The following is a 20,097-nucleotide window of genomic DNA, read 5'->3' on the forward strand; positions in this document are numbered from 1 at the left end:
AAATCAAATATTAAAAAGGAAAATGATTATGAAAAAGCTATTATTTGCGGCATGTTTAGCTGCTTTTTGCTTGACCAGTTGCAACAACGGCAAGAACAACACCCAGGATTTGGCAAATCAGCAGAATGATTCGCTAAACAGTATCATCGCTCAGAAGGATAGCGAAATTAACGATATGATGGGTACATTGAATGAAATCCAGGATGGTCTGAACCAGATCAGTGAGGCTGAGCACAGGGTAACTCTCCTGAAGAACGGTGAGGGTGTCAGCAAGAGACAGCAGCTCAAGGAGAATGTTCAGTTCATCGCTACCCGTATGCAGCAGAACCGCGAACTCCTGGCTAAACTGCAGAAGCAGATGGCTAACAGCTCTTTGCAGGCTGACCAGTTGAAGAAGACCATCGCAAACCTTCAGGAGCAGATTGCACAGAAGGATAAGGAACTTCAGGCGCTTCGCGAGGAGTTGGATAAGAAGGATATTCATATTGCAGCGCTCGACGAGACTATCAACAATCTGAATACCAAGACCGCTCGTCTTACTACTGAAAGCAACCAGAAGACAGAGACAATCAATGCACAGGACAAGCAGCTCAACACTGCCTGGTACGTATTCGGTACCAAGAAGGAGTTGAAGGAGCAGCATATCATGGAAAAGGGTAAGGTAATGACCGGCAATTTCAACAAGAGTTATTTCACCAAGGTTGATATCCGCAACATTTCTGAAATCAAGTTGATGTCAAAGTCGGCTAAGTTGCTCACTACCCACCCATCCAGCTCTTATGCATTGGTACGTGATGCTAACAAGCAGTATACACTCCGCATCACCAATCCACAGATTTTCTGGAGCACCAGCAAGTATCTTGTAGTGCTCGTTAAGTAATTATCTCTTTCTCTGAAAGAAATCCTGCATGAGTGCGCGGCACTCATCTTCCAATACGCCCGATGTCACTGTCGTCTTAGGATGCAGTGCATCGGGCGCATATTTTGTATACCCCCTTTTCTCGTCGCTGGCACCATATACCACGCGGCTGATCTGTGCCCATCCCAGCGCTCCGGCGCACATCACGCAGGGTTCTACCGTAACGTATAGGGTACAGTCTTTCAGGTATTTTCCTCCCAGCATGTTGGCTCCCGAAGTGATGGCCTGCATTTCGGCATGAGCCGTAACATCTGTCAGCATCTCCGTAAGATTGTGGGCACGCGATATGATCCGGTCTTTACAAACGATGATGGCGCCTACCGGAATCTCGTCTTCATCGAATGCCGCCTGAGCCTCCATCAGGGCACGGCGCATGTATGCTTCGTCTTTTTTCTTGATATCTTCCATTGTTTTTCGTGCAAAATTACATAAAAAAGTTTGAAGTGTGGACTTTTTTTGTTATTTTTGCAAGGTAAAAGCATCTTTTGGTGCAAAATAAAGAAAATAGACTATGGCAGAGCATAATGAATTAGGCAAATGGGGAGAAGACGAGGCTACGCTCTATCTCGAGAATGAAGGCTATGTCGTCATCGACAGAGACTGGAAAGCCGGCAAGCGGGATCTGGATATCCTTGCCGTTTCGCCGGATGGTAAGACGCTGGTTGTGGTAGAGGTCAAGACCCGTTCGGGTGAAGAATACCAGCAGCCCGAGGAAGCCGTAGATGTCAGGAAGATGCGTAATCTGGCAATAGCCGCCAATACTTATGTCAAGGAACAGAAGGTGGAAAAAGAACTTCGCTTTGATATTGTTACCGTGGTAGGGGTAGGGCATCAGGTGAAACGCATCGAGCATCTTGTGGATGCCTTCAACCCGTTGCTGATTGGATAACCCGTTGTGATTCGCTATACATTATTATATAGACATGGAAAAGAAGATTATACGATTAAAGGAAGTGGATTCCACGAATACCTTCCTGAAGAATTTGGATACTTACGATGAAGATGCGCTGACCATTGCCATTGCTGATTATCAGACAGCAGGCAGGGGACAGGGCGTGCATACCTGGGAGAGTGAGCCGGGCAAGAACCTCCTCTTCAGTATGATGATGTGTCCTAAGTGGGTACCTTTGCGCCAGCAGTTCCTACTTTCCGAGGCTGGTGCGCTCGCCGTGAAGGACGCTCTTGATTCCTATACGGACGGCATTACGCTGAAATGGCCGAATGATGTGTACTGGTATGACAAGAAAATCAGTGGCACGCTGATAGAGACTGCCATCGACTCCAAGGGCATCAAGCGCTGCATCTTCGGTATCGGTATTGATGTCAATCAGACTGAGTTCCACAGCGATGCGCCCAACCCTGTATCTCTGGCTCAGATTCTGGGTCATGAGGTGGATAGGGAAGAGGTGCTTCAGAAGGTGATTGAGGCTTTCTGCAGATACTACGAACTTCTGCGTCGTGCCGACTATATGGATGTGTCGGGCATCTATCATCTTTCTCTCTACCGTCGCAAGGGCTATCACTGGTATGAGGATAAGGACGGTAAGTTCGAGGGCGCCTTCGTAGAGGTGGAGGACGATGGTCATCTCATCCTTCATGACAAGAAGGGAGTGATACGCTCGTATGCGTTCGGAGAAATCAAGTTCCTGATTAATAGTTTATAGTTAATAGTTAAGAGTTAATAGTTTATAGGAGGCTACGCCCTATAAACTGTTAACTGTAAATTGTAAATTAAAATAAAATGGCAAAGTTTAAAAGAATTCTTTTGAAATTGAGCGGCGAGAGTCTGATGGGCAAGCAGAGCTTCGGCATCGACCCAGAGCGCCTGAGTGATTATGCTAAGCAGATAAAGGAGGTCCATGAGATGGGCGTTCAGATAGGCATTGTGATTGGTGGTGGTAACATCTTCCGCGGTTTGAGCGGAAGCCAGAAGGGTTTCGACCGTGTCAAGGGCGACCAGATGGGTATGTGTGCTACCGTTATCAATTCCCTGGCATTGAGCAGCGCACTCGGAGCCTTGGGTGTTAAGAACAAGGTGCTTACTGCCATCCGCATGGAGCCTATCGGCGAATTCTACACCAAGTGGAAGGCGATTGAGGCGATGGAGGCAGGCTATATCTGCATCTTCTCTGCAGGTACAGGTAGTCCATACTTCACTACCGATACCGGTTCTTCTCTCCGTGGTATCGAAATCGAGGCTGACGTGATGCTCAAGGGTACCCGTGTAGACGGCATCTATACCGCCGACCCAGAGAAGGATCCTACAGCTACCAAGTTCAAGGACATTACCTATGATGAGATTTACACCAAGGGCTTGAAGGTAATGGATTTGACTGCTACCACCATGTGTAAGGAAAACAACCTTCCTATCTACGTGTTCAATATGGATGTTGTAGGTAACCTCAAGAAGGTGATGGATGGTGAGGAGATTGGTACGCTCGTACACAACTAAACTTCTCTCAACAGGAAGAAAAAAGCAAATGCGACTGGATTCACATCTAGCCGCATTTTTCAATTAACAATCTTACTAAAACTGTATATCCCAATAAAGGGAATTTCTTCTATTTCGTCTTCTTCAGATAAATAATCGCCGAGATGATGACGTATGCCACGATGACAAGCCACCAGCCGGTGAGGAAACCGATCAGACCATCAAGTGCTACCGATGTAGCGAGGATGATGATGGTGAGCGCGGCAAAGCCATATTTCACCTCATTGCCCTTGAAGCCCCACTGCTTGAACTTCAAGGCGAAAAGAGGCATCTCGCAAACCAGCAGATAGCTGGTGATGAGAATCAGAGCCAGAATGATGAATACCGACCATGAATATCCTTCGAGCCAGCTTGGATTGAACACAATCAGCGAACCCCAAAACAGGGCGTTGGCTGGTGTAGGAACACCGATGAAAGAGGTAGTCTGACGCTCATCAAGATTAAACTTAGCCAGTCGCAATGCCGAGAAGGCTGCGATGATGAAGGCTGCGTAAGGCAGCCATGGGCGCAAAGGCTCCAGAAAACCCGGATATTCCATTACAAAGAGTTGTGAGAATACGATGGTGGCAGGAGCCACACCGAAGGTTACGTCATCTGCCAGCGAATCCAGCTCCTTGCCTATTGGCGATGAAACGTGCAGCAGGCGGGCGCTCATGCCGTCAAAGAAGTCGAATACGGCTCCGATGATAATCCATAACAATGCCATCCTTGGGTTCCCGCCGAAGGCAAACGATGTTGCAATGCAGCCCGAAACCAGGTTGCAGCAGGTTATCGTGTTTGGAATATGTTTTTTGATACTCATTTCTTTACACTATATTATGATAGAGTGAAAGCCGGAAGTATGTTCCGGCTTGCCCTCTATCTGTCAATATGTTATTTCAATTTAGCGATGATGGTCTGGTCGCCAGTAGTTGACTGTCCCATCTTTACGCATACTTCTGAACCTACAGGCAGGTAGACATCCACGCGTGAACCCAGCTTGATGAATCCCAGGTGCTCGTCGATGAAGCATTCTTCCCCTTCCTTGGCATAGGTTACGATGCGGCGTGCCACTGCACCGGCAATCTGTCGGCAGAGTACATCCACTCCCTCAGGTGTGGTAATCATCACGTCGGCATGCTCGTTTTCCTCGCTAGCCTTAGGCAGCCATGCCTTGTGGTAGTTGCCGTCCACATGCTTCACGAATTTTACCTTACCATCCACCGGGAACCAGTTGGCATGAACATTCCAGAGGCTCATGAAGATGGAAATCATCAGGCGGCGGTCACCGAAGTAAGGAGCATTCTCCACCTCTTCTATCACCACAATCTTTCCGTCGGCAGGTGCTACTACCAGTTTCGAAGTATCCTCTACGTTGAGGTATCTGATAGGACAACGGTAGAAGTTGAGCACGATACCATATACCGTACCGAACACAACAACAAAAGCCCAGAACGGAATCTTGTTGTCTAAGGTTGTCCACAATATAGCCGCAATGGCTACTAACGCTATCGCTCCGGTTACCAGCTGATCGGTACCTTCGCGGTGCAATCTTATCTTCTTTAATTTCTTTATTTTCTGTCCCATATAGTAGGATTAAGTTTTTATTGGTGCAAAGGTACGTCATTTTTATCACTTTTGCAAATTTTTTATGGGTTTCTTTTACCTTTTTCAATATTTTCGCATATTTCTTTTGGCTTTTTCAATATTTCGCCGTAACTTTGTTGTCAAAATTTGAATTTTAAACAGATAATGGAAGATTTTGTTCATTTGCATGTACACACCCAATACTCCATCCTCGACGGCCAGTCGAAGATACCGCATCTGGTAGATAAGGCCATCAAGGACGGCATGAAGGGTATGGCGGTAACCGACCACGGTGTGATGTTCGGCATCAAGGAACTCACCGACTATTGCGGCAAGATTAATAAAGACCGCAAGAAGGAGGGACTCGAACCTTTCAAGCCTATCATAGGCTGCGAGATGTATGTGGCACGCCGAACCAAAGCCGACCGAGAGAAGGATAAGGGCGATATGAGCGGTTATCACCTCATTGTACTTGCCAAGAATTATAATGGATACAAGAACCTCATCAAGCTGGTGAGCAATTCGTGGGTGGATGGTTACTACATGCGCCCACGAACCGACCGTGCCGATCTGGAGAAGTATCACGAAGACCTCATCGTCTGTTCGGCATGTATTGCAGGCGAGGTGCCATCCAAGATTCTGCATGGTGACCTGGAAGGAGCCCGCGAGGCTTGCCAGTGGTACCACAACCTCTTTGGCGATGATTACTATCTCGAGCTCCAGCGCCATAAAGTGCCCGATGATCCCAGTCTGCTTGCCAACCGAGAGGCTTACGAGTTGCAGCAGCGTGCCAACAAGGAACTCATCAAGATGGCAAGGGAGTTTAACATCAAACTGGTGTGCACCAACGACTGCCACTTCGAGGATAAGGAGACTGCCGAGGCTCACGACCATCTGCTCTGTATCGCTACCGGCAAGGATCTCGACGACCCTAACCGTATGCGCTATTCCAAGCAGGAATGGTTCAAGACCCGCCAGGAGATGAACGAGGTGTTCTCGGATATCCCCGAAGCGCTTTCCAATACCCTCGAAGTATTGGATAAGGTGGAGATTTACAGCATCGATCATGGTCCTATCATGCCTTTCTTCCCGATTCCGGAGAGTTTCGGTACCGAGGAGCAGTTGCGGCAGAAGGTATCAGAAGAAGACCTCTACAAGGAGTTTACCTCTGATGAGAACGGCAAGAACCCGCTGCCACCAGAGGAAGGTCAGAAGGTAATCGACCGATTGGGCGGTTACGATAAGATATACCGTATCAAGTTTGAGGCAGAATATCTGCGCCACCTTGCCTACGAGGGAGCCAAAAAGCTTTATGGCGACCCGCTGCCCGAGGATGTAGACGAGCATGTAAACTTCGAGCTCCATGTGATGAAGACCATGGGTTTCCCGGGCTACTTCCTCATCGTGTCAGACTTCATCAGGGCGGCGCGCGAGGAACTCGGCGTGATGGTGGGCCCGGGACGTGGATCTGCGGCAGGTTCGGTGGTGGCTTACTGCTTGGGCATTACCAAGATTGACCCATTGAAGTACGACCTCCTGTTTGAGCGTTTCCTGAACCCAGACCGTGTGAACCTTCCGGATATTGATACCGACTTTGATGATGACGGCCGAGGCAAGGTGCTGAGATGGGTAATGGATAAGTATGGTCATGAGAACTGTGCCCATATCATTACCTACGGTTCCATGGCGACGAAGAACTCCATCAAGGATGTGGCGCGTGTAGAGAAGTTGCCGTTGGATAAGGCGAATGCACTCTGCAAGGCTATCCCAGACCGATTGCCTGACGGTGCCAAGATGAACCTGACCAATGCCATCAAATATACCCCAGAGCTGCGCGAGGCAGAGTTCTCCAACGATCCCCGCGAGAGCAATACCATCAAGTATGCCAAGATGCTCGAAGGAACCATCCGAGGCACGGGTATCCATGCCTGCGGATTCATCATCTGCCGCGACCCTATCAGCAACTGGGTGCCTGTATCTACTGCCGATGACCCTGATTTCCCGGGACTGAAGACGGCGGTAACGCAGTACGACGGCCATGTCATCGAGACCACCGGTCTGATTAAGATGGACTTCCTGGGCTTGAAGACCCTCTCCGAGATGAAGGAGGCATGCAAGGTTATCAAGCAGACTACGGGCGATGTCGTTGACCTCGATACCATCCCTATCGATGACGAGCTGACCTATCAGCTCTATCAGCGCGGTCAGACCATCGGAACCTTCCAGTTCGAGTCGCCGGGTATGCAGAAGTATCTCCGTGAGCTGAAGCCTACGGTGTTCGAGGACCTCATCGCCATGAACGCCCTCTACCGTCCGGGACCTATGGATTACATCCCTGACTTCATTGCCCGCAAGAACGGCAAGCAGGCGATTACCTACGATATCCCGTGTATGGAGAAGTATCTGAAGGATACCTACGGCATCACGGTCTATCAGGAGCAGGTGATGCTTCTTTCCCGTCAGTTGGCGAGCTTCACCCGAGGCGAGTCTGATGCGCTGCGTAAGGCGATGGGTAAGAAGAAAAAGGCCATCGTAGATGCGATGAAGCCTAAGTTTATCAAGCAGGGACAGGAGAACGGCCACGACCCGAAGGTGCTGGAGAAGATATGGGGCGACTGGGAGAAGTTTGCTTCCTACGCCTTCAACAAGTCTCATGCCACCTGTTATTCGTGGGTAGCCTACCAGACTGCCTATCTCAAGGCGCACTATCCTGCCGAATACATGGCGGCGCTGATGACCCGACGCTTTGCACAGATTACCGAAATCACCAAGCTGATGGAGGAGTGCCAGTCGATGGGCATCAAGACCTTGGGACCGGATGTGAACGAGAGTTACCGCGTGTTCGGTGTGAACGAGCATGGAGAGATACGTTTCGGTCTTTCAGCCATCAAGGGTATGGGTGCTCCGGCAGCCGATGCCATCGTGGCAGAGCGACTGAAGAACGGACCTTATAAGAGCATCTTCGATTTTGCCGAGCGTGTAGATTACTCCAGCGTGAACCGCAAGGCTTTCGAAACCTTGGCGCTGAGTGGCGGTTTCGACAGCTTCGGCATCCGTCGCGAGCAGTTCTTCGGCAAGAACAACAAGGGCGAAACCTTCCTCGATACGCTGGTGCGCTACGGTCAGCTCTTCCAGCAGGAACAGCACGAGGCTGCCAACTCACTCTTTGGCGGTACCGAGGCGATAGAAATAGCTACGCCGCCTATTCCTGATGCAGAGAGCTGGAGCACCATCGAACGTCTGAACCGTGAGCGCGAGCTTGTGGGCATCTATCTTTCTGCCCATCCGCTCGATGAGTACAGCATTATCCTCAACTCCCTCTGCAATACCCATTGCTCTGAACTGGGCGACAAGCAGGAGCTGGCAAAGAAGGAGGATGTGGTGCTGGGCGGCATCATCACGGGTGTGAAGTCGAAGTTTACCAAGACGGGCAAGCCGTGCGGTTTCGTTACGCTCGAAGACTTTGAGGGCTCAGGCGAGCTGGCTCTCTTTGGCGAGGACTGGGGCAAGTGGCGCGGCATCATGGTTGAAGGCAGCACCATCTACATCACCGCCAAGTGCGTTTCCCGTTACGGCAATGCCAACTATCTCGATTTCCAGATAGGCAATGTGGAGTATCTGCAGACGGTCAAGGAGAACCGCATCGACCGCTTCACCATCAATGTGGAGAGCGATGCGATAGATGAAACGATGGTTAGCGACCTGCAGACCATTCTGGAGAATGACGAGGGCAAGGCGCAGCTCTTTTTCCAGATACATGATGTAGACAGCAATACCTATTTGCTGATGCGTGCCCGTGAGCATACGGTGGGTGTGGGCCATGCCCTCATCCAGTATATCGAGCAGCATCCTAAGATGAGCTATCAGATCAATTAGAGATAATTTTGTTTAATATTTAAAAGTTTAGAAAAATGGAAGTAACAATTACAACCGAGAATTTCGAGAGCTACAAGAATGGCGAACTGCCATTGGTAGTAGATTTGTGGGCAACATGGTGCGGTCCTTGCCGCCAGATTGCTCCTATCGTATCAGAACTTGCTGAGGAGTTTGACGGCAAGTTGGTAGTAGGCAAGTGTGATGTAGAGGAGAACGACGACATCGCTATGGAGTTTGGTGTCCGTAATATCCCTACCATCCTCTTCTTCAAGGGGGGCCAGCTGGTAGACAAGTTTGTTGGCGCAACCTCTAAGGCAACCCTCACCGAGAAGTTCCAGGCTCTCCTGTAATCAGCCTGGATAGGAAATGATAAAAGCATCTGGCTTGAGAAAACATATTCTCAGCCAGATGCTTTTTTTGTTCGGGGCTGTCGGAGACTTACCATTCTACGCTTCTGGTTCCGTCTTCTTCGGCGGTGATAGTCACTTTGGTGCAGTCTTCCGGCAGCAGGTCTTCTATCAGTTCCGGCCACTCCAGGAAACAGAGGTTGCCGCTGTAGAAATAATCTTCGTAGCCCATATCGTATACCTCATCGAGTTTCTTGATGCGGTAGAAATCGAAGTGGTAGACAGGTGAGCCGTCGCCCGCTGTATATTCGTTTACGAGGGCGAAGGTAGGAGATGTGATGACATCTTCTACGCCCAGTTCTTCGCAAATGGCTTTTACAAATGTTGTCTTTCCGGCTCCCATCTTGCCATAGAAGGCAAAGACCTTGCCGTCGCCCATGTTCTGCAGAAATTCCTTGGCTGCTTCATGGATCGTGTCTAATGAGTCAATTTTTATCTTCATATATTTACTTTGAATTAATTTATTCTAGCTAGGAGTTAAGGAGTTAAGAAGTTAAAGGAGTTAAGACGTATGTCTTGTTGCCTAAGAACAACGCCTGAAGACTATTGTCTTAACTCCTTTAACTCCTTTAACTCCTTTAACTCCTTTAATTCCTTTAACTCCTTTTTCTCGGTGTCAGCGTGATGAGCGGTATGAGCATTTCCTCCATCGAGATGCCGCCGTGCTGGAAGGTATCCTTGTAGTATTGCACATAATAGTTGTAATTATTCGGATAGGCGAAGAAACTGTCGCCCGTGGCAAATACATACGAGGTACTCAGGTTAGGTGCCGGCAACTGGGCACGCTGAGGCTCCTTGATGGTGAAAACTTCCTTGCTCTGGTAAGCCAGATTCTTGCCCAGTTTGTAACGCAGGTTGGTGTTCGTATTGCGGTCGCCTACAATCTTGATTGGTTTCGATGCCCTGATGCTGCCGTGGTCGGTGGTGAGCACTACCTGGTAATCGCTCTGCGAAAGGAGCTTGAAGAGCTCGGAGAGAACCGAATGGCGGAGCCAGCTCTGCGTGATGCTGCGGTAGGCACTCTCGTTGTTGGCAAGCTCGCGCACCATCTTAGATTCGGTACGCGCGTGAGAGAGCATGTCGATGAAGTTAATCACCAGCACGTTCAAATCGTAGTTGCGGCACTCGTTGTAATGCTCCAGGAAGCGGTCGGCACCCTGCGAATCGTTCACCTTGTGATAACTGAAGGTATAGTGCTTTCTGAATCGCTCTATCTGGGTCTGTATCAGCGGCGCCTCGTTGAGGTTCTTGCCTTCCTCCTCGTCCTCATCTACCCAGAGGTCAGGGAACATTTCGGCTATCTTGTTCGGCATCAGGCCGCTGAAGATGGCGTTGCGCGCATATTGCGTGGCGGTAGGAAGGATGCTCATGTAGAGCTGCTCGTCGATGTCGAACAGGTCGCCGATGTCTTCAGCCAGCATGCGCCACTGGTCATAGCGGAAGTTATCTATCACAATCATGAACACCTTCTTGCCCTCATCGAGCAGCGGGAATATCTTGCGCTTGAAGATGTCGGGACTCATCAGATGGCGGTCTCTGTTGTCGGGACTCACCCAGTCGAGATAGTTCTTGGCTATGTATTTGGCGAAACCCTGGTTAGCCTCTTCCTTCTGCATGCCCAGCATCTCTGCCATCGGACTTGCCGTATCGCTCAGCTTCAGTTCCCAGCTTACCAGTCGCCTGTAAATCTCCATCCAGTCTTCCGCCGTTCTGCATTCCATCATCTGCATGGCTATCTGCTGGTAGTCTTGCTGGTATCCGCTCTGCGTCACCTCCGCCACGATGTCTTTGCGGTGGATGTTCTTCTTGAGCGAGAGCAGAATCTGGTTCGGGTTTACGGGTTTGATCAGATAGTCGGCTATCTTTGAACCGATTGCCTGGTCCATGATGTTTTCTTCTTCGCTCTTGGTGCACATCACTACCGGTGTAGCAGGCTGGATGTCCTTGATGCGTAGCAGGGTTTCCAGTCCGCTGAGTCCCGGCATCATCTCATCGAGCAGGATGAGGTCGAAGGTCTGCTGGCGGCAAAGTTCAATGGCATCAGGGCCGTTGCTTACCGTCTGCACCTCGTATCCTTTCTTTTCCAGAAAGATGATGTGTGCCTTGAGAAGTTCTATCTCGTCGTCTATCCAAAGTAATAATCCGTTGCTCATATTTTATATCCTTTTTCTTTTCGGGGTGCTAAAGTACAAAGAAAAATGGAATGAGGAACACGACTTCGTGTTAAAGAGAGTTAATGATAAAGATTCTTTGGTACTTTTTATGAAAACGTTTGTATTACCTTGTGACAAAACCTAAAGACATAGGTTATTTGAAACTTATTTGTATAACTAAACATAAGCATTATGATCAGACGCAATTACTTGAAAAATTTGTCTATTTAGCAATAATACGACCGGGAATCCGTTTTTTATGGTAAGGTAATTCATAAAAACGAACAATATAAAGAAGAAAAACAAGAAACAATGCTCAAGATAGTAATGATTATGTTATGCGGAATAGGTACCGGCTATCTGCTCCGCAACAAGAAAATGAGTTTTATCGGCCGTATCATCACGGTGCTGATATGGGTACTCCTGTTCCTGCTCGGTATCGAGGTAGGTTCTAACCCTCGTATCATCAGCGGTCTTCAGACCCTGGGACTTGAGGCGATAGCCCTGACCTTGGGAGGCAGTCTGGGTAGTGCACTCTTTGCTTGGGCATTGTGGAAGTATGTTACAGCAAAGCAGGCTAAATCGTCGGCTCACGCTGAAACCGGGAAAGGAGGCAAGGCATGAAAGGCAGTTTGATTATCGTAAGCTTCTTTGTTCTGGGTATCATCGTAGGCTTGTGTGATGTGATTCCGGCAGGTCTTCTGGACAGCGACGTGAGCTATTGTGCACTCTGCTGCCTGATGTTCTGCGTAGGTATCAGCATCGGTTGCGATACCTCAGTGCTGAAGAGTTTCAAGAAGGTGAATCCCCGTCTGATGATGCTCCCTGTGATGACCATTCTGGGTACGCTGGCAGGTTGTGCCGCCGTATCTCTCATCTTGAGCCACCGCCAGCTTACCGATTGTCTGGCTATAGGTTCAGGATTCGGATATTACTCACTTTCTAGTATCTTCATCACCGAATACAGGGGCGCCGAACTGGGAACTATCGCCCTTCTTGCCAACATCTTCCGCGAGATTCTCACCCTGCTGTGTGCTCCGCTGCTGGCAAAATACTTCGGCAAACTGGCACCTATCAGTGTAGGTGGAGCCACGACCATGGATACAACGTTGCCTATCATCACCCGATATTCGGGCGAGAGTTTCATCATCGTTTCCATCTTCCATGGCTTCTGTGTCGACTTTTCTGTACCCTTCCTGGTTACTTTCTTCTGTTCTTTGTAGAAATAGCTAAAAGCAGTTCTTAAGACCTAAATAAAAAAGCCCCCGATGCGTTATGCACCGAGGGCTTTGCTATGTCGAATCAAAATTTAAAAAACATCTTTTTTTTACCTTTTTACCTTTAAAGAGCAGCCTTGCTGGCTTAACATCCCGCTAGGCTTTTTTACCTTTTTACTTTTTTACCTTTAAAGAGTGCAGCTGGTAACTCCGAGCGTAGTAGCGATGGCTGTAAGGACGGAGATTGCAATCTGCAAAATCGTTTTCCAAGTATTTGCTTTCATAATCTTTATTTTAATGTTTAATGTTGAATGTTGAGTGTTGAGTGTTGACTTTTTGAATGTTGAATGTTAACTTGGTGGGGGGATGCGCTGGCTTCCGTCAGGCGTTAGGGAGAGACGCACCCCCGTTAGGCACTCCTGCGGGTTTTGCCCTCAGGCGAGGGCTTTATTCAAGCCCGTCGCCGCTATCCTGAGAGCCGCCTCCGCCGCCTTCTTGGGTTCCGCCACCGGTAGTACCTGAGCCGCCCTGGCTGGTGTCAGAGCCACCGCCCTGAGTTGTGTCACCACCGCCTGTGGTGCCCTCCTCGTCGGTGCCGATATAGCCGCCGTACTCCTGAATCTTGCACTTCTTGCGCAGCTCGGCATTGCTCCAGCTCTTCGTGTTTCTCACAATCAGGTGCACGCCCTCCACGCTGGCAGCCGTCACCTTCTCCTTGGTATCCTCCGCCTTGGAGCTCATACCGATGGAGAACAATCCGAGGTCAGAGAGACGCACGCTCTTGCCGTCGAGAATCAGCTCCTGCAGATGGTCGAGTGCATCCATCAGCACACCGTGGATGGTACCACGAGAGTATGGCGAGCCGTGGTCGGAGATATGCGATACGAATCCCTCGAAGTCCACTTCGCGGTCGGTTACCGAAGTAGCATACCACTTCTTCTTACCTGCGTTTTCACCAGTCTGAGGTGTGCGCTGTACTTTACGATATTTCAATGTTCCTTTTACTTCCATAATCTTTAGTTTTAATGTTGAATGTTAAATTAATAGTGTTGAATGTTGAATGTTGAATGTTGACTTGGCGGGGTGCACAAGCCTTTCTTGAACGACAGTGCAAAGATACGCCAATTTCCCGATACCACCAAATTTCAGCGTGTGATAAGGCGCGATTTTCAGCACGCTTTCAATCCGAAACCTGTTAAACAATCTAACTCGCCGTTTTGCGCCCCGCAACTCATACTTTTTCAGAAGAGAAACCATAGAGTTAAAGAGAAGAAAACACAGCACCTTATTCAGTATTCAGTTATTCAGTTTTTTTTAAGGGTTTACTTTTTACCCCCTTAAAAAGTAAAGTTTATATACTATCTATATATCTATATATATAAATATATATATAATATAATATAATAATAAAAAATACATTACAAAATAACCAATCCCTTTCTTCTGGGTTTTCAAACCCTTTATCTATGTAAGGGTTTAAAAAAAAACTGAATAACTGAATACTGAATACGGAACAAGGCAATTGCAGAAAGGATTGTTCTTATATTTTTCGCGCACTTATAAACATTTTCTCAATTTTTATCAGAAAACTCTTGCAGATATGAAAATAAAATCGTAACTTTGCTGATGCAATAGAAATATTAATAACATTGGGATTATGAAGCAGGTAGAAGAAAGATATATCAGTTTTGAAGCCAGCAAGATGGCATATCGTGATATCAAGAATTCAATTGATACCGCCAAGCGAGAAGGTAAAGAAGAGGGCCTGGCTGAAGGCTGGGAGAAGGGCCTGGCTGAAGGCATGGAAAAGGGCTTGGCTGAAGGCATGGAAAAGGGCTTGGCTGAAGGCATGGAAATGGGCTTGGTAAAAGGCTTGGCTGAAGGCATGGAGAAGGGCATGAACAAGCGAAGCCTTGAGATTGCCAGAAAGATGCTGGCGAATGGTATGGATGCTGCCACGGTGATGGAAATAACAGGATTGTCGGAGAGTCAGTTACAGCAGCTGAAAGGATAAGGAACTGCCTGGAGAAACGAATGATCTCCGAGGCTGCATCTTTGACATCTATTGTGTTACCGACGATGATAAACATTTCATCGTTGAGATGCAGAACAGATGGGTACCTTTCTTTGCGGCTGCACCCTTTCGGCTAGCCCCACACGCCCTGAAGGGGCAGAAGCTCCTAGCCCAGGGCAACACCCTGGGTATTAATGAAATATAAACTAACGCCCTGTAAGGGCAAAAGCTTTAAAAATATTCGAATTTTAATCTATAGGCTTATGGTACATGTAAATGAAACAATAGTTATATATTCACTTTTGCGTGATTTTTCTTGCTGAAAAGTTTGTTTTATCAAAGATTATTCGTATCTTTGCAGCGTCAGTCCTCGCCAAGCCTCTTAACAATGCTCAAATCGTGCGAGGCGTTTTTTATTTATACACATTTGAATATGGCAAATCTTATACCTTTTACAAAACGATTTGAATCTTCAGAAAATCTCGTTAATTTGCTTGAATCACGAGGTTTACAGATTTATGATAGGAACAAAGCCATACAGTACCTTGACAATATTGGTTATTACAGATTGTCTGCTTATATGTATCCTTTGTTGAAGATGCCCAAGACTGCACATTTATACAAGGAAGGTTCATCCTTCAAGAAAGTGATGATGCTTTATCGTTTTGATAAGAAACTGAGACTACTCATGTTCAATGAGATAGAAAAGATTGAAATTGCTATCCCAAAATAACATGGTTGTTCATTCTGTTTCCCGAAATTGACTTAAAAGCTCTCGGCTTTCCGCAGGGATGGCGAATGGAACCATTATGGAGGTAATTTCAAGTGAAACTGCTATTTTGTGCAAATCTATGTGATTCTGTATTCAGTTCCATCGGTTGTAGGTAGTTCGCAAAACGAAAATAGCTTACAGAATGAAGAAATTTTATAGCATCTTCTTCATCTTCGATTGTCAGCCCGCGTTCTTTCAGAATGTCAAGTTGACAATAAAAATCCATTGCTTGTTTTGTGTACTGCATATTACTTCAGTATAATATAAAACACGAAGTCCTGCCGTGGTACGCTTTCAAGAAGAGGCGTGGCAGGAACTGTTGCTGCAAAATTACTAATTTCATTCCAAAATGCCAACTTTTTTTTAAAGAATATGCATTCTAAATATGCTATTTAACATTGTATAACGGAATTTCGGTCAACGAACCATCTCATGTCATTTGATACTTTCTTCATACTTCTTTTCTTTTGATTCTATTTTGCGAAGATACAAAAGAATCCGAATAACCGGAAACCATTTCATCTTTCTTATATTTTTCGCGCACTAATAAACATTCTCCCTTTGCCAGTAACTTTTTCTAAAACTTTTCCCCGATTTTCTTGCGTGTTTCGAAATAAAAGTTTATCTTTGCGGCAGATTTACAGAATCTAAACTGATAATTTATGGGTAGATACATCAACCCCTTTACCGACTGGGGCTTCAAGCGTCTCTTCGGTCAAGAGTTCAGCAAGGACTTGCTGATTAATTTTTTGAACGACTTGTTTGAAGGTGAGTTTCAAATCAAGGACGTAACATTCAAGGATAAGGAACAGCTTGGAGATACTAATGATCTCCGTGGCTGCATCTTTGATATCTATTGTGTTACCGACGATGACAAGCATTTCATCGTTGAGATGCAGAACAGATGGGTACCTTTCTTTGTGAACCGTTCCATCTATTATGCTAGTAAGGCTTTTGTTGCCCAACGCAAGAAATTTGATGAAGCTGGTGTCCGCACAGCTATTTTATACCAGTTTGTACCGGTTTATGTGGTTTGCATCATGAATTTTATGCCAAGGGAGCATGAGGTGACAAAGTTTAGGACAGACGTTGCTTTGAGGGAGAAGTCTAGTGACTCGATGTTTTCTGACAAGCTTCGTTTCATCTATCTTTCTCTTCCTTTCTTTGATAAGAGTGAGGAAGAATGCGAGACAGGTTTTGAAAAATGGATTTATGTTTTGAAGTATATGGAAGTATTGGAAAGATTGCCTTTTACGGCACAGAAGAAGATATTCGATCATCTTGCTAAATTGGCGGATGTTCGTTGCTTGAGTAGTGAGGAGCAGGAAAAATACGATGAAAGTATTAAGGCCGCCGATGATTACTACTCCGGCCTTTATGGCTCTTATGTTGAAGGAGAGGAAAAGGGAATGGCTAAAGGTAGAGCAGAAGGAATGGCTAAAGGGATGGCTAAAGGAATGGCTAAAGGGATGGCTAAAGAAAAGTTAGACACAGCTTACCGCCTTTTGTCAATGGGTCTTTCTGAAGCGCAAGTATCAACGGCCACCGAGCTTCCGCTGGAGGAAATTCAGAAAATGAGGAAATAAGAACTGGCATTGAAAAATTGATTTCTGTATTGAAGTATATGGAAATGGATGAAGTATTTAAGAATTTGCCTTTAGCGGAACAAAAGAAGATGCTCGATCATCTTGCAAAATTGCCAGATGTTCGTTTCTTGAGTAGTGAGGAGCGGGAAAAATACGATGAAAGTATTAAGGCTGTTGATGATTACTACTCCGGCCTTTATGGCTCTTATGTTGAAGGCGAGGAAAAGGGAATAGCTAAAGGTAGAGCAGAAGCTCGTGCAGAAGGTGAATTATCTAAAGGTTTGACAATAGCCCGTAACTTGTTGTCAATGGGTATGTCTTGGTCGCAAATCATGCAGGCTACCGGATTGACAGAAGAAGAATTGAAGCCGCTTCTGGCGTAGTGTATATCTCGGCTGCACCCTTTCGGCTTGCCCCACACGCCCTGAAGGGGCAGAAGCTCCTAGCCCAGGGCAACACCCTGGGTATTAAGGAAATATGAACCAACGCCCTGTAAGGGCAAAAGCTTTAAAAATATTCGAATTTTAATCTATAGGCTTATGGTGCATGTAAATGAAACAATAATTATACAGAGCTCTTCTCCCAAGATGGCAGAATGGGTGAAGAGACTGAAGGCTCATAAAGCTGAGCAACTGGAGAAGTTGCGCAACGTAGAGAAGTGTGACTTTGAATTTCAGTTCTGATGCGAGCCAATATATGATACCAGCCTCCCCTAATACTTTCTGATAACTTTTTCTAAAACTTTTCCCCGATTTTCTTGCATGTTTCGAAATAATGATGTACCTTTGCTCTAATAAAAAGAAGTATTTATGACAGGAGAAGAGATGAAAATATATCTAAAGCAAAGTGGAATTCCTCTTGCAACAATTGCAGAAGGTCTTGGAATCAGTCCTCAGAACCTGAATGGTAGGTTGAAGGCTAAAAGTCTGAAGACGGACTTTGTAGCGCAAATTAGGGCTGTCATTGATAGCTACGCATCCTCTCTGTCGACAGAAATGGAAGGGGACGTGATGGATTCGAATGTTAACGGCTCGAATAATATGGCAGGTCAGTCATCTGTAGATTTGGCCTTGCAGCGAGAGACTGAGGTTTTGCGCAAGCAGAATGAGTTTCAACAGAAACTGATTGAAGCACAGCAGAAACAGATTGCAACCCTGCTCGCTCTCGCAAGTAAGAACATTATAAATAATTGATATGAAAAAAATATTTTTATTCTTAGTTCTAGCTTTGTCCAGTATGAGTATTTGGGCACAGCATACAGTATATTGTGAAATAATGCAGTTTAATCCGGCAGGACTGGGGGCTTCGGTTATATCCGTAGACTTCGGGAATAAAGGGGCTGATGAGTTGGTAGACGAGAATGGTAAGAAGATTAAATTCAATTCCTCTATTGATGTACTCATGTATATGGAGAAAAGAGGATGGAATGTCGTGTCTGCATTCTCGGTAATACATGACCCCGGCATTTCCAAGGCTGTTCCTGTCGTTCACTATCTCATGAAGAAGATTGTCTCAGATTATTCTGAGATAATGAATGGTATCCATACGAAGAAAGCTACCACGCAACAAAAGCAGAAGAAAACTCTTGGGGATGATGGATACTTTAATTAATCCTGTAATGTGCAAGGAGTAACCTCGCTGCTGACGGCAAGTATCTCGGCTCTACGGTTGCAGCCAACGGTGCAGCCTCTTATGCTGTATCTGAGTCTTTGGTTATCGCCAAAGTGGGTAAGAATTCTATCAAGATTGCGATGAAATAATGATTGTGCAGAGCGTGCATCTAGCATAAAATCATATAAGTCGGGAAGATGCAGTAGCTTATAAGGAACTTCTTAAAGGTATGACATGGGAAGAACTTATTGTCTATTATCAACCAATTAAAAATATAACGAATATGGTAGAAGATTATACAGCAGAAGAGTTGAATAAACTCATCAATGAGTGTCGGAAGAAGTACGAAAAACTTGAAAAAGAGACCGTCATGAAGGCTCTGACTGGCGAGATTGGTACGAACTCCGCAATGGTGGAAGAGTTGGAGATTCTCAACATCCACTATCACGATGAAATGGATGAGTACGATATCACTGCACCTGACCTGAATCCAGATCTTATCGAGAACTTCAAGATGGCAGAGCGTGATGGCAAGAACGTCATCTTCGAGGCACAGGAATATCTTAAAATCCTGGGAATGTGCGAAGAGATGTTCAACCAGAAGCTATGGGTCAACGAAGATGGCCACATATGCGATGAGGAAGGTAATAGACTATCTGCCGACGGAGAACATCGTGTATTTGAGGTCATTAAAGGCAGAAAATGATATATTTCTAGTTTTTCATAGCTAGATTTGTTTAAATGATTGTCCTCTCTTGCCCGTGAGGGTAGGAGGGGATTTTTAAAATGGCTCCGATTAGCCAAAACTGGGAACTTCGGCTCCTATAGTAATAATAAAAGCCCTACGCAACACGGTTAAGCGAGAACGATATGAGTGATAAATTAGTAGTAAAGATTCTTATGATAGCTGGGCATATTGCCACAGTCATATCAATACTGATTGTACTAGGCAATCTGTATACAGCTTTATTTGGTTCTGACTTCAGGGTCGGGGCTGCAATGGAAAGAGTACTCATTGGTATTGCCTCTTTCGTGTCATCTGTTGCACTCATTGGTTTTGCATACATAGTAAAACACGTGTGTGGAATAAAAGATTAGTAATATTATAGTCGTTTGTCACATTACTGATAGAAGGTTATTATATGTGTATTTATTAGGACAACATCAATGTGCTCAAATTGTCCTTGCAAAGGAAGAATAATAGTTTTGAGTGTCATGAATGAAAAATTATACATAGAATTATTATTGACTTTATTTTTATATATTAAAATAATGAGATTATGAAGAAGTTATGTTTTGCAATAATGATACTCGCTGGAGCATCCGTTGTTTCTTGTAGTAGCGGTGATGATGATTATACACCTAGTTGGTTTGTGCATAAGAATCTAACTAAGGCTGATGGTGCAGATCATTATAATGCTGATCGCAAAATAAATATTCATGTAACAGCTGATGGCTCTTGCATGTAAGTATGGAGGAAAGATA

The 20,097-nt window shown here is 46.0% G+C and carries 26 protein-coding genes and 1 pseudogene; 19 read left to right on the top strand and 8 right to left on the bottom strand.

The genetic code is table 11. From position 1 onward, the window contains the following. Nucleotides 1-28 precede the first annotated feature (28 nt). Nucleotides 29-880 (top strand): Cbp1 family collagen-binding glycoprotein adhesin, encoded by an 852-nt coding sequence (locus NQ544_RS00470; protein WP_040553231.1) that lies wholly within the window; start codon nucleotides 29-31, stop codon nucleotides 878-880. On the opposite strand, the gene NQ544_RS00475 is transcribed toward NQ544_RS00470, so the two are convergent. Beyond that, entirely contained in the window at nucleotides 881-1,327 is a 447-nt protein-coding gene (locus NQ544_RS00475; protein WP_006847857.1) for a nucleoside deaminase, read from the bottom strand. Nucleotides 1,328-1,430: 103 nt separating this feature from the next. Here NQ544_RS00475 and NQ544_RS00480 point away from each other — a divergent pair, with 103 nt between their 5' ends. The 3 genes from NQ544_RS00480 to pyrH all read left to right on the top strand — a co-directional run bounded on the left by NQ544_RS00480 (nucleotide 1,431) and on the right by pyrH (nucleotide 3,371). Beyond that, a complete protein-coding gene (locus NQ544_RS00480; RefSeq protein WP_006847856.1) occupies nucleotides 1,431-1,808 on the top strand; it encodes a YraN family protein in 378 nt (125 codons plus the stop codon). A gap of 34 nt (nucleotides 1,809-1,842) precedes the next feature. After that, the gene (locus NQ544_RS00485) at nucleotides 1,843-2,583 is read left to right on the top strand and encodes a biotin--[acetyl-CoA-carboxylase] ligase (protein WP_006847855.1); all 741 of its coding nucleotides are present in this window, start codon (nucleotides 1,843-1,845) and stop codon (nucleotides 2,581-2,583) included. Nucleotides 2,584-2,660: 77 nt separating this feature from the next. Continuing rightward, nucleotides 2,661-3,371, top strand: a complete 711-nt coding sequence (gene pyrH, locus NQ544_RS00490) for a UMP kinase (RefSeq protein WP_006847854.1) — start codon at nucleotides 2,661-2,663, stop codon at nucleotides 3,369-3,371. 109 nt (nucleotides 3,372-3,480) lie between these two features. Here pyrH and NQ544_RS00495 read toward each other — a convergent pair whose 3' ends face one another. Together NQ544_RS00495 and NQ544_RS00500 are read right to left on the bottom strand one after the other, a co-directional pair. Beyond that, entirely contained in the window at nucleotides 3,481-4,212 is a 732-nt protein-coding gene (locus NQ544_RS00495; RefSeq protein ID WP_040553151.1) for a CDP-alcohol phosphatidyltransferase family protein, read from the bottom strand. 71 nt (nucleotides 4,213-4,283) lie between these two features. Next, nucleotides 4,284-4,976 (bottom strand): phosphatidylserine decarboxylase family protein, encoded by a 693-nt coding sequence (locus tag NQ544_RS00500; RefSeq protein WP_006847852.1) that lies wholly within the window; start codon nucleotides 4,974-4,976, stop codon nucleotides 4,284-4,286. Between the two features lie 165 nt (nucleotides 4,977-5,141). On the opposite strand from NQ544_RS00500, the gene dnaE reads away from it, so the two are divergent. Further along, complete coding sequence (gene dnaE / locus NQ544_RS00505) at nucleotides 5,142-8,852, top strand: DNA polymerase III subunit alpha (RefSeq protein ID WP_006847850.1); 3,711 nt, start codon at nucleotides 5,142-5,144, stop codon at nucleotides 8,850-8,852. A gap of 35 nt (nucleotides 8,853-8,887) precedes the next feature. Further along, nucleotides 8,888-9,202: a thioredoxin gene (gene trxA, locus NQ544_RS00510; protein ID WP_006847849.1), complete on the top strand. Its 315-nt coding sequence runs from the start codon at nucleotides 8,888-8,890 to the stop codon at nucleotides 9,200-9,202. 88 nt (nucleotides 9,203-9,290) lie between these two features. Here the strand turns inward: trxA and tsaE are convergent, their stop codons facing one another. Together tsaE and porX are read right to left on the bottom strand one after the other, a co-directional pair. After that, the gene (gene tsaE / locus NQ544_RS00515; RefSeq protein ID WP_006847848.1) at nucleotides 9,291-9,701 is read right to left on the bottom strand and encodes a tRNA (adenosine(37)-N6)-threonylcarbamoyltransferase complex ATPase subunit type 1 TsaE; all 411 of its coding nucleotides are present in this window, start codon (nucleotides 9,699-9,701) and stop codon (nucleotides 9,291-9,293) included. Nucleotides 9,702-9,855: 154 nt separating this feature from the next. Next, on the bottom strand, nucleotides 9,856-11,412 hold the full coding sequence (gene porX, locus NQ544_RS00520) for a T9SS response regulator signal transducer PorX (protein WP_006847847.1): 1,557 nt from the start codon (nucleotides 11,410-11,412) through the stop codon (nucleotides 9,856-9,858). A gap of 312 nt (nucleotides 11,413-11,724) precedes the next feature. Here porX and NQ544_RS00525 point away from each other — a divergent pair, with 312 nt between their 5' ends. Together NQ544_RS00525 and NQ544_RS00530 are read left to right on the top strand one after the other, a co-directional pair. Continuing rightward, nucleotides 11,725-12,036 (top strand): LysO family transporter, encoded by a 312-nt coding sequence (locus NQ544_RS00525; protein WP_006847845.1) that lies wholly within the window; start codon nucleotides 11,725-11,727, stop codon nucleotides 12,034-12,036. Then, entirely contained in the window at nucleotides 12,033-12,635 is a 603-nt protein-coding gene (locus NQ544_RS00530; protein WP_006847844.1) for a LysO family transporter, read from the top strand. The genes NQ544_RS00525 and NQ544_RS00530 overlap by 4 nt, the downstream gene beginning before the upstream one ends. A gap of 182 nt (nucleotides 12,636-12,817) precedes the next feature. Here the strand turns inward: NQ544_RS00530 and NQ544_RS00535 are convergent, their stop codons facing one another. Beyond that, nucleotides 12,818-12,913 (bottom strand): smalltalk protein, encoded by a 96-nt coding sequence (locus NQ544_RS00535; protein WP_153083965.1) that lies wholly within the window; start codon nucleotides 12,911-12,913, stop codon nucleotides 12,818-12,820. Between the two features lie 163 nt (nucleotides 12,914-13,076). After that, nucleotides 13,077-13,640, bottom strand: a complete 564-nt coding sequence (locus NQ544_RS00540; protein WP_006847843.1) for an HU family DNA-binding protein — start codon at nucleotides 13,638-13,640, stop codon at nucleotides 13,077-13,079. 646 nt (nucleotides 13,641-14,286) lie between these two features. On the opposite strand from NQ544_RS00540, the gene NQ544_RS00545 reads away from it, so the two are divergent. From NQ544_RS00545 to NQ544_RS00580, 8 genes and pseudogenes are all read left to right on the top strand, one after another. Continuing rightward, nucleotides 14,287-14,643 (top strand): Rpn/YhgA-type helix-turn-helix domain-containing protein, encoded by a 357-nt coding sequence (locus tag NQ544_RS00545; protein WP_006849088.1) that lies wholly within the window; start codon nucleotides 14,287-14,289, stop codon nucleotides 14,641-14,643. Between the two features lie 46 nt (nucleotides 14,644-14,689). Further along, nucleotides 14,690-14,848, top strand: coding sequence for an Rpn family recombination-promoting nuclease/putative transposase (locus tag NQ544_RS00550; RefSeq protein ID WP_235305712.1), 159 nt, complete (start codon nucleotides 14,690-14,692; stop codon nucleotides 14,846-14,848). Between the two features lie 228 nt (nucleotides 14,849-15,076). Then, nucleotides 15,077-15,367, top strand: a pseudogene (locus NQ544_RS00555) (Abi family protein); the annotation flags it as partial. Nucleotides 15,368-16,077: 710 nt separating this feature from the next. Further along, nucleotides 16,078-17,001 (top strand): Rpn family recombination-promoting nuclease/putative transposase, encoded by a 924-nt coding sequence (locus NQ544_RS00560; RefSeq protein WP_153134064.1) that lies wholly within the window; start codon nucleotides 16,078-16,080, stop codon nucleotides 16,999-17,001. Between the two features lie 38 nt (nucleotides 17,002-17,039). Continuing rightward, complete coding sequence (locus tag NQ544_RS00565; protein WP_006849092.1) at nucleotides 17,040-17,384, top strand: Rpn/YhgA-type helix-turn-helix domain-containing protein; 345 nt, start codon at nucleotides 17,040-17,042, stop codon at nucleotides 17,382-17,384. A gap of 156 nt (nucleotides 17,385-17,540) precedes the next feature. Beyond that, nucleotides 17,541-17,684, top strand: coding sequence for a hypothetical protein (locus NQ544_RS00570; RefSeq protein ID WP_006849093.1), 144 nt, complete (start codon nucleotides 17,541-17,543; stop codon nucleotides 17,682-17,684). Nucleotides 17,685-17,825: 141 nt separating this feature from the next. Then, entirely contained in the window at nucleotides 17,826-18,194 is a 369-nt protein-coding gene (locus NQ544_RS00575; RefSeq protein ID WP_147350948.1) for a hypothetical protein, read from the top strand. An 82-nt stretch (nucleotides 18,195-18,276) separates the two neighbouring features. Further along, complete coding sequence (locus NQ544_RS00580; protein WP_151202086.1) at nucleotides 18,277-18,612, top strand: hypothetical protein; 336 nt, start codon at nucleotides 18,277-18,279, stop codon at nucleotides 18,610-18,612. Here the strand turns inward: NQ544_RS00580 and NQ544_RS00585 are convergent. Then, nucleotides 18,609-18,788: a hypothetical protein gene (locus NQ544_RS00585; RefSeq protein ID WP_006849096.1), complete on the bottom strand. Its 180-nt coding sequence runs from the start codon at nucleotides 18,786-18,788 to the stop codon at nucleotides 18,609-18,611. The two genes, NQ544_RS00580 and NQ544_RS00585, sit on opposite strands and share 4 nt — an antisense overlap. 107 nt (nucleotides 18,789-18,895) lie before the next feature. Here NQ544_RS00585 and NQ544_RS00590 point away from each other — a divergent pair, with 107 nt between their 5' ends. The 3 genes from NQ544_RS00590 to NQ544_RS00600 all read left to right on the top strand — a co-directional run bounded on the left by NQ544_RS00590 (nucleotide 18,896) and on the right by NQ544_RS00600 (nucleotide 20,081). Then, on the top strand, nucleotides 18,896-19,318 hold the full coding sequence (locus NQ544_RS00590; RefSeq protein WP_040553704.1) for a hypothetical protein: 423 nt from the start codon (nucleotides 18,896-18,898) through the stop codon (nucleotides 19,316-19,318). A 164-nt stretch (nucleotides 19,319-19,482) separates the two neighbouring features. After that, on the top strand, nucleotides 19,483-19,710 hold the full coding sequence (locus NQ544_RS00595; RefSeq protein WP_006849098.1) for a hypothetical protein: 228 nt from the start codon (nucleotides 19,483-19,485) through the stop codon (nucleotides 19,708-19,710). Nucleotides 19,711-19,892: 182 nt separating this feature from the next. Continuing rightward, the gene (locus NQ544_RS00600) at nucleotides 19,893-20,081 is read left to right on the top strand and encodes a hypothetical protein (RefSeq protein WP_006849099.1); all 189 of its coding nucleotides are present in this window, start codon (nucleotides 19,893-19,895) and stop codon (nucleotides 20,079-20,081) included. The last annotated feature ends 16 nt before the right edge of the window (nucleotides 20,082-20,097 follow it).

This window comes from Segatella copri DSM 18205 (assembly GCF_025151535.1).
Classification (GTDB): domain Bacteria; phylum Bacteroidota; class Bacteroidia; order Bacteroidales; family Bacteroidaceae; genus Prevotella; species Prevotella copri.

Coding starts and splice junctions, on each gene's coding strand:
- NQ544_RS00470 (WP_040553231.1), top strand. CDS start 29: ATGAAAAAGCTATTATTTGCGGCATGTTTAGCTGCTTTTTGCTTGACC.
- NQ544_RS00475 (WP_006847857.1), bottom strand. CDS start 1,327: ATGGAAGATATCAAGAAAAAAGACGAAGCATACATGCGCCGTGCCCTG.
- NQ544_RS00480 (WP_006847856.1), top strand. CDS start 1,431: ATGGCAGAGCATAATGAATTAGGCAAATGGGGAGAAGACGAGGCTACG.
- NQ544_RS00485 (WP_006847855.1), top strand. CDS start 1,843: ATGGAAAAGAAGATTATACGATTAAAGGAAGTGGATTCCACGAATACC.
- pyrH (WP_006847854.1), top strand. CDS start 2,661: ATGGCAAAGTTTAAAAGAATTCTTTTGAAATTGAGCGGCGAGAGTCTG.
- NQ544_RS00495 (WP_040553151.1), bottom strand. CDS start 4,212: ATGAGTATCAAAAAACATATTCCAAACACGATAACCTGCTGCAACCTG.
- NQ544_RS00500 (WP_006847852.1), bottom strand. CDS start 4,976: ATGGGACAGAAAATAAAGAAATTAAAGAAGATAAGATTGCACCGCGAA.
- dnaE (WP_006847850.1), top strand. CDS start 5,142: ATGGAAGATTTTGTTCATTTGCATGTACACACCCAATACTCCATCCTC.
- trxA (WP_006847849.1), top strand. CDS start 8,888: ATGGAAGTAACAATTACAACCGAGAATTTCGAGAGCTACAAGAATGGC.
- tsaE (WP_006847848.1), bottom strand. CDS start 9,701: ATGAAGATAAAAATTGACTCATTAGACACGATCCATGAAGCAGCCAAG.
- porX (WP_006847847.1), bottom strand. CDS start 11,412: ATGAGCAACGGATTATTACTTTGGATAGACGACGAGATAGAACTTCTC.
- NQ544_RS00525 (WP_006847845.1), top strand. CDS start 11,725: ATGCTCAAGATAGTAATGATTATGTTATGCGGAATAGGTACCGGCTAT.
- NQ544_RS00530 (WP_006847844.1), top strand. CDS start 12,033: ATGAAAGGCAGTTTGATTATCGTAAGCTTCTTTGTTCTGGGTATCATC.
- NQ544_RS00535 (WP_153083965.1), bottom strand. CDS start 12,913: ATGAAAGCAAATACTTGGAAAACGATTTTGCAGATTGCAATCTCCGTC.
- NQ544_RS00540 (WP_006847843.1), bottom strand. CDS start 13,640: ATGGAAGTAAAAGGAACATTGAAATATCGTAAAGTACAGCGCACACCT.
- NQ544_RS00545 (WP_006849088.1), top strand. CDS start 14,287: ATGAAGCAGGTAGAAGAAAGATATATCAGTTTTGAAGCCAGCAAGATG.
- NQ544_RS00560 (WP_153134064.1), top strand. CDS start 16,078: ATGGGTAGATACATCAACCCCTTTACCGACTGGGGCTTCAAGCGTCTC.
- NQ544_RS00565 (WP_006849092.1), top strand. CDS start 17,040: ATGGAAATGGATGAAGTATTTAAGAATTTGCCTTTAGCGGAACAAAAG.
- NQ544_RS00570 (WP_006849093.1), top strand. CDS start 17,541: ATGGTGCATGTAAATGAAACAATAATTATACAGAGCTCTTCTCCCAAG.
- NQ544_RS00575 (WP_147350948.1), top strand. CDS start 17,826: ATGAAAATATATCTAAAGCAAAGTGGAATTCCTCTTGCAACAATTGCA.
- NQ544_RS00580 (WP_151202086.1), top strand. CDS start 18,277: ATGCAGTTTAATCCGGCAGGACTGGGGGCTTCGGTTATATCCGTAGAC.
- NQ544_RS00585 (WP_006849096.1), bottom strand. CDS start 18,788: ATGCTAGATGCACGCTCTGCACAATCATTATTTCATCGCAATCTTGAT.
- NQ544_RS00590 (WP_040553704.1), top strand. CDS start 18,896: ATGGTAGAAGATTATACAGCAGAAGAGTTGAATAAACTCATCAATGAG.
- NQ544_RS00595 (WP_006849098.1), top strand. CDS start 19,483: ATGAGTGATAAATTAGTAGTAAAGATTCTTATGATAGCTGGGCATATT.
- NQ544_RS00600 (WP_006849099.1), top strand. CDS start 19,893: ATGAAGAAGTTATGTTTTGCAATAATGATACTCGCTGGAGCATCCGTT.